Raw genomic sequence first — 8960 nt, 5'->3', positions numbered from 1 at the left:
GCCCAACAAGCATAACTACATGGAGAGCCCGTTGCGGCGAGAGTCGCACGGCGGGTTCGGCGGGCGGCCTCTGGGAAACGCACCCGAGGAAACTCGGGCGGCGCGCCCAGGGCCGACCCATCTGCCATCGGCGGCCGAAGAACTGCCACGCCCACCACATTCATCACTGGGCAGACGGCGGACCCACCGACCTCCGCAACCTCACACTGCTCTGTTCTTTCCATCACCGGCTGATCCATCATGGTGATTGGCAAGTCCGGATGGCGGCCGATGGGTTGCCGGAGTTCATTCCGCCCCAGTATCTGGATCCGTTGCGAAGATCCCGGCGTAACGCCCTCCCTGCCTGACTCTGACCCCGAGGAGCCCGCCAGCCACACCGGCGACGGGCCCCTCGGCATGCCTGAAGACTGTTCGGTACCGGAGAAAGCCCAAGGGCCGATTGGGCTATTCGGGCGTATTCGCGGCAAAGGTCTCCGTGTCCTGTAGCTGTCGGAGCAGGATCGTCCGTTCCGGACTTGGGAGGGGACGGAACGCCTCATGGTGAATCAGCCACGTGGCCCGGACGGTCGTTGGGTCAAATACAAGTACGGTGTCGGCGCGGCGGCCTTGGGAGTGGCCGTGGCCGCCGGAATCGGGCTGGGCGGAGGCAGTGCCGCTTCGCTCGATTCCGCAGCGGGCCAAGCCCTCAAAGGCAAGACGTCCAGCAAGAAATCCGCACAAAAGGGCCGCCAGTCCGAGGCATGGCAACGTCTCGGCTGGCGTCAGCTCAGGAAGGCCGAGAACCGTGAACTGAAATGCGGACCGCATTCCTTCGGCGAAGTCCAGCGTTTCTTCCTTCGTCATCCTTGCACCGATCTCGATCGCATGATCGTCACCGTCGATGACGGGGCCGGGACCAGCATCGCCGTATCCGTCGCGTGGGTGAAGATGCCCAAGGCGAACGAGGCAGGCGAGCTGAAACGGCTCGTCGACAAGGACGGCACCGGCAATATCGCACTTCTCGGCGAGGTGCGGCACGGAGAGCGTTTCACCGGAGAGGACTACGACTCGCGCCTGGACAGGAAGCTGGTCGTGATCGCCGAATCCGCTCGCGTCGCCGGACGACCGAGCGAGGCGACACTGGAGACCGCCGTCGAAGTCGCCGTCGAATTCCCCGCACCTTGACGTTGTCACCGACCAAACGGAATGCGCACGTGGGCAGAAGCGAAGACTCGAGAAGGCGACTTCTCGAGTAAACCTTCCCCGGCCTGGACTCGTTGCACCGCGCGGCCGCGCGCCAGGTACTGCGTGACGCGAAGCCCCCGGACCGCAGGGCCGTTCCGGTCCCGGCTACCCGCGCTCAGGACTTCCCCTGGCACGGAATGCTCGACGACCAGGCCCATCGACCCACCGAATAATTTTTTTGTCTTGACAACTTGAACCTTCGGACGGTTAGCTGACCGCAGCACACCGACCGAAGGGATCAAGTCATGGCCAAGTTCGCGAATGTCGACGACTACCTCGCCGCTCTGCCCGAGGACCTGCGCGAGGTCACCGTCGCACTGCGCCCGATCGTCAACGCCGCCCTGCCCGGCTCCATCGAGGCGATGTACCACGGCTCCCCGACGTGGAGTGCGGGCGAAGCCGCGGGAAAGAACCTCGTCTGCTTGGTGAAGGCGTACTCGTCGTATGTCACTTTCGCCCTCTGGAAGGGCCAGGTCATCGACGATCCGTCCGGCAGGCTGGAGGCGAGCGCCCGGGAGATGGCGCACGTCAAGCTGCGCTCGGTCGACGAGATCGACGCCGAGTTGTTCACCGGATGGCTGAAGCAGGCACGGGACCTCGAATCGACCGCGGCGGCGCGATGACACAATCGCCGTCGTGCCTGTGATCACCGACGAATCCCGTTGCCCGTGCGGCCTCGGCGAGCCCTACGGCGCTTGCTGCGGCCGCTTCCATCGGGGAACCGCCACCGCGCCGACCGCCGAACTCCTGATGCGGTCGCGGTTCAGCGCGTTCGCCGTCGGCGACACCGCGTACCTCACCGAGACCTGGCACCCGAAGACCCGGCCGACAGACCTCGATCTCGATCCGGGCCAGCGCTGGACGTTCCTGGAGATCCTCGGCAAGACCGGCGGCGGACTGCTGGAGAGCGAGGGCACCGTGGAGTTCCGGGCCCACTACCGGCAGGACCGCCGGGCCGGCAGCATGCACGAGAACAGCAGTTTTGTCCGCATGGACGGGCAGTGGATCTACGTGGCACCTGTCAGCTGACGGGGCGGCCGCTTTCGCAGATCGCGAGACCGCCGGACCGGGCGGCTCCGAGCGCCGCGGAGACTCGCCGCGCGAGGCCGGGGTTCAGTTTCCGCGCCGCCTCCGCCAGGGGCACCAGCGCCGCGGTCAAGATCTCGGAGTCCGCGAAGACGAACGTGGCGACGTCTTCGTCCGTGATCACTCCGCCGTCGAAGACGAACGTGAGACCTTCGGGCATCCGGCCGTCTGCGGGGGCGTAGTCGATGGCGATCAACCGACCCGGCTCCCGGACGATTCCGAGTTCTTCACCGAGCTCGCGCTCCACTGTCCGCCAAGGCGGCTCGCCCTCGTCACACGCGCCGCCGGGGATCTCCCAGGTCTTCTTGTAGGACGGCTCCACGATCAGGACGCGGTCGGCGTCGTCACGGAACAGGACCCCGGCGGCCATCCGCTTCCGGTTCAGGGACCGCACGTACTCGTCGAACGGCAGCAGCTCCACGACCCGGAGGCTACCCGGCTCACCGCTGACAAACCCGGCGCAAGGGTCTGTTCCCCGCGTGACAGGGCGGCTACTATCTCCCCCAACATTGTTAGGGAACTTTCTTAACGATTTCCGCCCAGGTCCGCCGCCGTGTGCCCGAGGAGGCGCGCTCGTGAGTTTTCGGCAGAAGAAAACCCGGATCCCGTTACTGGCCTTGACCGTCACCGCGCTGGCCGCAGCGGTCTGCGGGGTGACCACCGCTCCCGCCGCCACCGGCGCGGAAGTGGCCGTTCCGCTGTCCGTCGGCGCCGCCGCGGGCAACGCCACCCCCATCCCCGGCTTCGTGATCCAGTCCTCGGCGCAGGTCGGCGACGACTCGGCGGTGTCGAAGCCGGGCTTCCCCACCTCCGGCTGGTACCCGGTGTCGTCGCGGTCGACGGTGTACGCCGGATTGCTGCAGAACGGCAAATACGCCGACCCCTTCTACTCCACGAACATGAAGAACGTCCCGGCGGCGCAGTTCTCCGTGCCGTGGTGGTACCGCACCGATCTGAACGTCGCGGACACCTCGTCGCGCACCTATCTCGACTTCAGCGGCGTTCTCTCGAAGGCCGACGTCTGGGTCAACGGCACCAAGATCGCGACGAAGGACCAGGTCAACGGCGCCTACACCCGGCACGACCTGGACATCACCGCGCATGTCCGCGCGGGCGTCAACAGCGTCGCGTTCAAGGTCTACCCCAACGACCCCAACAACGACCTCTCGATGGGCTGGATCGACTGGGCGCAGACCCCGCCGGACCAGAACATGGGCATCGTCCGTGACGTCCTCGTCCGCCGCGGCGGCCCGGTCGCGCTGCGCAGCGCTCACGTCGTCCAGAAGCTGAGCTCTTCGCTCAACCACGCCGACCTCACGGTGAAGGCCGACGTCCGCAACGACACGGCGAACGCGGTGCAGACCACCGTCGCAGGCACGGTCGCGGGCAAGCCGGTCAGCCAGACCGTCTCGCTGGCGGCCAAGGAGCGCAAGACCGTCACCTTCGGAGTGGTCGGTCTCGACAACCCGAACCTCTGGTGGCCCGCCGGGATGGGCTCGCAGCACCGGTACGAACTCGACCTGACCGCGAGCGTCGGCGGCACGCCGTCCGACTCCTCGAAGTCGAAGTTCGGTGTCCGCGACGTCAAGGCACCGCTGAACTCCAGCGGCGGGCGCCAGTACAGCGTCAACGGCAAACCGCTGCTGATCAGGGGCGGTGGCTACACGCCGGACCTGTTCCTGCGCTGGGACAAGACCGCGGCGGCCGACAAGCTCAAGTACGTGCTGAACCTCGGGCTCAACACGGTCCGCCTGGAAGGCCATATCGAACCGGACGAGTTCTTCGACCTCGCCGACGACCTCGGTGTGCTGACCATGCCCGGCTGGGAATGCTGCGACAAGTGGGAAGGCCACGTCAACGGCGAGGAGAAGGGCGAACCCTGGGTCGAATCGGACTACCCGATCGCCAAGGCTTCGATGTTCTCCGAGGCCGAGCGCCTGCGTGACCACCCGAGCGTCATCTCCTTCCACATCGGCAGCGACTTCGCGCCGGACAAGCGGATCGAGCAGGGTTACCTCGACGCGATGAAGGCCGCCGACTTCCAGCTCCCGGTGATCCCGTCGGCGTCGAAGCGGCCGTCTCCGATCACGGGCGCGTCCGGGATGAAGATGAACGGCCCGTACGACTACGTCCCGCCGGTCTACTGGTACGACAAGTCACAGAAGGACCGTGGCGGCGCGTGGAACTTCAACTCGGAGACCAGCGCCGGGGTCGACATCCCGACGATGGACACGCTGAAGCGGATGATGTCACCGAGCGAGCTGGAGACGATGTGGAAGAACCCGTCGGCTCCGCAGTACCACCGCTCGTCTTCGACCACGTTCGCGAATCTGAAGCTGTTCGGTGACGCGCTCACCAAACGGTATGGCGCGGCGTCGAACCTGAACGACTTCGTGCGCAAGGCGCAGCTCGCGCAGTACGAGAACGTCCGGGCGGAGTTCGAGTCGCACTCGCGCAACTACACCGACTCGAGCAACCCGTCGACCGGGTTGATCTACTGGATGCTCAACAGCCCGTGGACTTCGCTGCACTGGCAGCTGTTCGACGCCTACATGGACCAGAACGGCGCCTACTACGGTGCGAAGAAGGCCAACGAGCCACTGCACATCCAGTACTCGCACGACAACAAGTCGGTCGTGGTGATCAACCAGACGTCGAACGCGGTGAACGGGCTGACGGCGACCACGAAGCTGTACAACCTCGACGGCACGGAGAAGTACAGCAACACCAAGACCGGGCTGTCCGTCGGCGCGCTGGGCGCCAAGGCCACCGCGGTCACCGTTCCGGCGGTGAGCGGGCTGTCGACGACCTACCTGGCGAAGCTGGTGCTCACCGATTCCTCCGGCAAGGAGGTCAGCCGGAACGTGTACTGGCTGTCCACCAAGGAGGACAAGCTCAATTGGGCCGGCAGCGACTGGTACTACACCCCCCAGTCCGCTTTCGCCGATCTGTCCGGGCTGAACAACCTCGGCCAGTCGGCCGTCAGCGCGACGGCGAACTCGGTCGCCGGAGCCGACGGCACCACCACGACGACCGTGACGCTGAAGAACACCTCGGGCGGCAAGCTCCCGGCGTTCTACGTCGACACGAAGGTCGTGGATTCCGAAGGCAAGCCGGTGCTCCCGGTCGAGTGGAACGACAACGCGATGAGCCTCTGGCCGGGTGAAACGACCACGCTGACCGCGAAGTACCGCACCGCCGACCTCAAGGGCTCCAAGCCTTCGGTGCGGGTCTCGGGCTGGAACACCGGCACGCAGACCGTTCCCGCCGACGGCTCGGGCCCCGGCCCCGGCAACCCGGTCGACTACCAGGCCGAGGACGCCACGGTCGTCAAGGGCGCGGTGGAGTCCAACCACGCCGGGTTCACCGGCACCGGCTTCGTCAACTACGACAACGTGGCGGGCAGCTCGGTCGAGTGGACGGTCACCGCACCGGCGGCGGGCACCTACGACGTCGTCGTCCGGTACGCCAACGGGACGACGGCGAACCGGCCGCTGGACTTCTCCGTCAACGGCACGGTCAGCCCGTCAGGTGTCGGCTTCGGCGGCACAGGCGCCTGGCCGAACTGGACGACGAAGACCGTGAAGATGGCCCTGTCCGCAGGGGTGAACAAGATCAGGGCCGTCGCCACCACGGCGAACGGCGGTCCCAACGTCGACAAGATCACCCTCTAACCCGGGGAGCTGCCCCAAGGCCCCCTTCGCCGACCAGGCGAAGGGGGCTTTCCCGTCCCAGCGTGGGTTACGCTTTCCGGGTGACCGGACAGCGTGACCCCGACCCGCGCCTGCGCGACCTCGCCATGCTGCGACGCGTCCGCGACCGGATCGACCGTGACTACGCGCAGCCGCTGGACGTCGAGGCGCTGGCGCGTGGCGTCCACGTCTCGGCCGGGCACCTGAGCCGCGAGTTCCGGGCCGCGTACGGCGAATCGCCCTACAGCTACCTGATGACCCGCCGGATCGAGCGGGCCATGATGCTGCTGCGGCGCGGGGACATGTCGGTCACCGAGGTCTGTTTCGAGGTCGGCTGCTCGTCACTGGGCACGTTCAGCACGCGCTTCTCCGAACTGGTCGGGATGTCGCCGAGCGCGTACCGCAAGCAGGCGGTCGAAGAGGGACGCGGGATGCCCGGCTGCGTCGTCAAACAGGTCATGAGGCCGATCAGGAATAGAGAAGCGACTCCCCCTCGCGCCGACCTACCTTGACCGCATGACCCTCTCGATTCACGCGTCCTACCTCCCCGCCGACGATCTCGAGGCCTCACTTTCCTTCTACCGTGACATCTTGGGCTTCGAAGTGGGTGAGGAAGGCCCGCGCCTGGTCACCGTCAGCCCGCCGGGACAGCCGCGGACGTCGATCGTGCTCCATCCCCCGGCCGCCGACCCGGAAATCACCGACGAGGAACGCTCCACGATCCTCGAACTGATGGCCAAAGGGACCTACGGGGCCATCCTGCTGTCCACCCCGGACCTGACCGCGACCTTCGACCGGATCCAGGCGACCGGCGCCGACGTCGTCCAAGAGCCGCTCGACCAGCCCTACGGCGTCCGCGACTGCGCTTTCCGCGACCCGGCGGGCAACCTGGTGCGGATCGAACAGCGGTAGCCGGGCCTCGGTGCGCGCGCACCGGGGCTTCCGGGTGATGATGAGCGGCGTGGAGATCGCGGTAGAACTCGTGGCACTGGTGGTGGCCGTCCTCCTCGTCACCACCGCGGCGCGGAAACTCGACTGGTCGGCGCCGCTGTGCCTGATCGCGGTCGGGGTCGTCGCCTCGTACATCCCCGGCGTCCCGGAGTACGAACTGGACCCGGAGGTCGTGCTGCTGGGGCTGCTGCCCCCGCTGCTGTACGCGACCGCGATCCGCACCTCGCTGATCGACTTCCGCCGCAACCGCGGGCCGATCCTGCTGCTGTCGGTGGGGCTCGTCATCTTCACCACGGCCGCGGTCGGCTTCGTGGCGTGGCTGGTGATCCCCGGTCTGCCGCTCGCCGCCGGACTCGCGATCGGCGCGGTGGTCGCCCCGCCCGACGCGGTCGCGGCCACCGCCGTCGCCCGCAAGGTCGGGATGCCGCGCAAGCTGACCAGGCTGCTGGAGGGCGAAAGCCTCTTCAACGACGCGGCCGCGCTGGTCGCGCTGCGGACCGCCATCGCCGCCATCGCCGGTTCGGTCAGCCTGCTGCAGGTGGGTGGGGATTTCCTGCTCGCCGCCGGCGGTGGGCTCGTGATCGGGTTCGCAGTCGGCGCGCTCGCCGCGATGATCCGCACCCGGCTCCAGGATCCGGTCAGCGACACCGCGCTTTCGCTGGTGGTCCCGTTCGTCGCCTATCTGGCCGCCGAGGCGATCCACGGTTCCGGGGTGATCGCCGTGGTCGTCGCGGGCCTGATCCTCGGGCACAAGTCGCCCAGCATGCTTTCGGGCCGCTCCCGGCTGGCGAGCAGGCTGAACTGGCAGACCATCCAGTTCCTGCTGGAGAACATCGTCTTCCTGCTGATCGGGCTCCAGGTCCGCCGGATCATGACCGAGGTCGGCGAAAGCGGGCTGAGCGCGCTGGACCTCGTCCTGATCTGCGCCGCCACGCTCGCCGCGACGATCGTCACCCGCGTCATCTGGATGGCGGGTATCGGACTCGCCAGGCGACTGTTCCGCCGCCACGCCTGGCCTTGGCGGTACTCGGCGGTGATCGCCTGGGCGGGGATGCGCGGGGTCGTCACGCTCGCGGCGGCGTTCGTGCTGCCCGCGGACACCCCGCAGCGGGCCGTGCTGGTGCTGGTCGCGTTCGTCGTCGTGGCGGGAACGCTGTTGCTGCACGGAACGACACTGCCGGTACTGGTCCGCCGTCTGAAACTGCCTCCGCCCGATCCCGCCGAAGACGCGTTGCAGGAGGCGGCCGTCATCAACAACATGACGCGGGCCGCGCTCCAGGAGCTGGAGAAGATCCGGACGCCCGAGGATCCGGACGACATCGTCGAGCGGCTCCGCAGCAGGCTCCAGCACCGGTCCGATTCGGCTTGGGAAGAGCTCGGCAGGCAGAGCACGGTGACCGAAACGCCGAGCGACGTCTACCGCCGCCTCCGGCTGAGGCTGCTCGAAGTCGAACGGGAGAAGTTCCTGGAGGCGCGTGACTCCGGGATGGCCGATGATGATGTCCTGCGCCGGATCCTCGAACGCCTCGACATCGAGGAATCCATGCTCGACAGGGAGGAAGAGGTCGTGCCGGACTCCGATCGGGAACTACGCACCCCCGCCGCGACGGCCGGATCCTGCAAACATCTGACCAAGGAGTGGCCGCAGGTCGAACCCGGTTCTCCTGACGTGTGCGCGGTCTGTGTCGAGAACGGGATGACCTGGGTCCATCTGCGTGAATGCGTCAAATGCGGGAACGTGGCCTGCTGCGACTCGTCGCCGGGCAAACACGCGACCCAGCACTTCCACGACACCCTGCATCCGGTGATGCGCAGTCACGAGCCCGGGGAGACCTGGCGCTGGTGCTTCGTGGACAAACAGCTGGGTTAGCCAGGCCGTGTCCTGTAAGTCTGTTCGATGGGCTTCGCGATCCAGGTGGCTCCTGGCGGTGCGGGCGGTTCGGCCTCGTACCGGGTTGTACTCGGCTGAACCGCCCGTGCCGTCAGGGGCCGCCTGGGCGCGAAGAC

8 protein-coding genes and 1 pseudogene are annotated in these 8960 nt (G+C 67.2%); 8 read left to right on the top strand and 1 reads right to left on the bottom strand.

Going from position 1 to position 8960, the window contains the following annotated elements:
- Positions 1-116 precede the first annotated feature (116 nt).
- From ACLARN_RS34020 to ACLARN_RS34005, 4 genes and pseudogenes are all read left to right on the top strand, one after another.
- Positions 117-347 (top strand): annotated as a pseudogene (locus ACLARN_RS34020) (HNH endonuclease signature motif containing protein); the annotation flags it as partial.
- A gap of 190 nt (positions 348-537) precedes the next feature.
- Complete coding sequence (locus ACLARN_RS34015) at positions 538-1164, top strand: hypothetical protein (protein ID WP_409495568.1); 627 nt, start codon at positions 538-540, stop codon at positions 1162-1164.
- 305 nt (positions 1165-1469) lie between these two features.
- Positions 1470-1847 (top strand): DUF1801 domain-containing protein, encoded by a 378-nt coding sequence (locus ACLARN_RS34010; RefSeq protein ID WP_409495567.1) that lies wholly within the window; start codon positions 1470-1472, stop codon positions 1845-1847.
- A gap of 19 nt (positions 1848-1866) precedes the next feature.
- Positions 1867-2253 (top strand): YchJ family protein, encoded by a 387-nt coding sequence (locus tag ACLARN_RS34005; protein ID WP_409495576.1) that lies wholly within the window; start codon positions 1867-1869, stop codon positions 2251-2253.
- Here ACLARN_RS34005 and ACLARN_RS34000 read toward each other — a convergent pair.
- Positions 2246-2731: an NUDIX domain-containing protein gene (locus ACLARN_RS34000; protein ID WP_409495566.1), complete on the bottom strand. Its 486-nt coding sequence runs from the start codon at positions 2729-2731 to the stop codon at positions 2246-2248. The genes ACLARN_RS34005 and ACLARN_RS34000 overlap by 8 nt on opposite strands.
- A gap of 154 nt (positions 2732-2885) precedes the next feature.
- Here ACLARN_RS34000 and ACLARN_RS33995 point away from each other — a divergent pair, with 154 nt between their 5' ends.
- The 4 genes from ACLARN_RS33995 to ACLARN_RS33980 all read left to right on the top strand — a co-directional run bounded on the left by ACLARN_RS33995 (position 2886) and on the right by ACLARN_RS33980 (position 8823).
- The gene (locus ACLARN_RS33995) at positions 2886-5984 is read left to right on the top strand and encodes a glycosyl hydrolase 2 galactose-binding domain-containing protein (protein ID WP_409495565.1); all 3099 of its coding nucleotides are present in this window, start codon (positions 2886-2888) and stop codon (positions 5982-5984) included.
- A gap of 62 nt (positions 5985-6046) precedes the next feature.
- Positions 6047-6514 (top strand): helix-turn-helix transcriptional regulator, encoded by a 468-nt coding sequence (locus ACLARN_RS33990; RefSeq protein ID WP_409495564.1) that lies wholly within the window; start codon positions 6047-6049, stop codon positions 6512-6514.
- Between the two features lie 4 nt (positions 6515-6518).
- Positions 6519-6914 carry a VOC family protein gene (locus tag ACLARN_RS33985; RefSeq protein WP_409495563.1) on the top strand — a complete coding sequence of 132 codons (396 nt, stop codon included), beginning with the start codon at positions 6519-6521 and terminating at the stop codon, positions 6912-6914.
- A gap of 40 nt (positions 6915-6954) precedes the next feature.
- Positions 6955-8823, top strand: coding sequence for a Na+/H+ antiporter (locus ACLARN_RS33980; RefSeq protein WP_409495575.1), 1869 nt, complete (start codon positions 6955-6957; stop codon positions 8821-8823).
- The last annotated feature ends 137 nt before the right edge of the window (positions 8824-8960 follow it).

It is taken from the genome of Amycolatopsis sp. cmx-11-12 (genome assembly GCF_046269425.1).
In the GTDB taxonomy this organism is placed as follows: domain Bacteria; phylum Actinomycetota; class Actinomycetes; order Mycobacteriales; family Pseudonocardiaceae; genus Amycolatopsis.
This window is presented reverse-complemented; position numbering and strand designations above follow the sequence as displayed.

Excerpts from the sequence above, each read along its gene's own strand:
- ACLARN_RS33985 (WP_409495563.1), top strand. The coding sequence starts at position 6,519 with ATGACCCTCTCGATTCACGCGTCCTACCTCCCCGCCGACGATCTCGAG.
- ACLARN_RS33980 (WP_409495575.1), top strand. The coding sequence starts at position 6,955 with ATGAGCGGCGTGGAGATCGCGGTAGAACTCGTGGCACTGGTGGTGGCC.
- ACLARN_RS34015 (WP_409495568.1), top strand. The coding sequence starts at position 538 with ATGGTGAATCAGCCACGTGGCCCGGACGGTCGTTGGGTCAAATACAAG.
- ACLARN_RS34010 (WP_409495567.1), top strand. The coding sequence starts at position 1,470 with ATGGCCAAGTTCGCGAATGTCGACGACTACCTCGCCGCTCTGCCCGAG.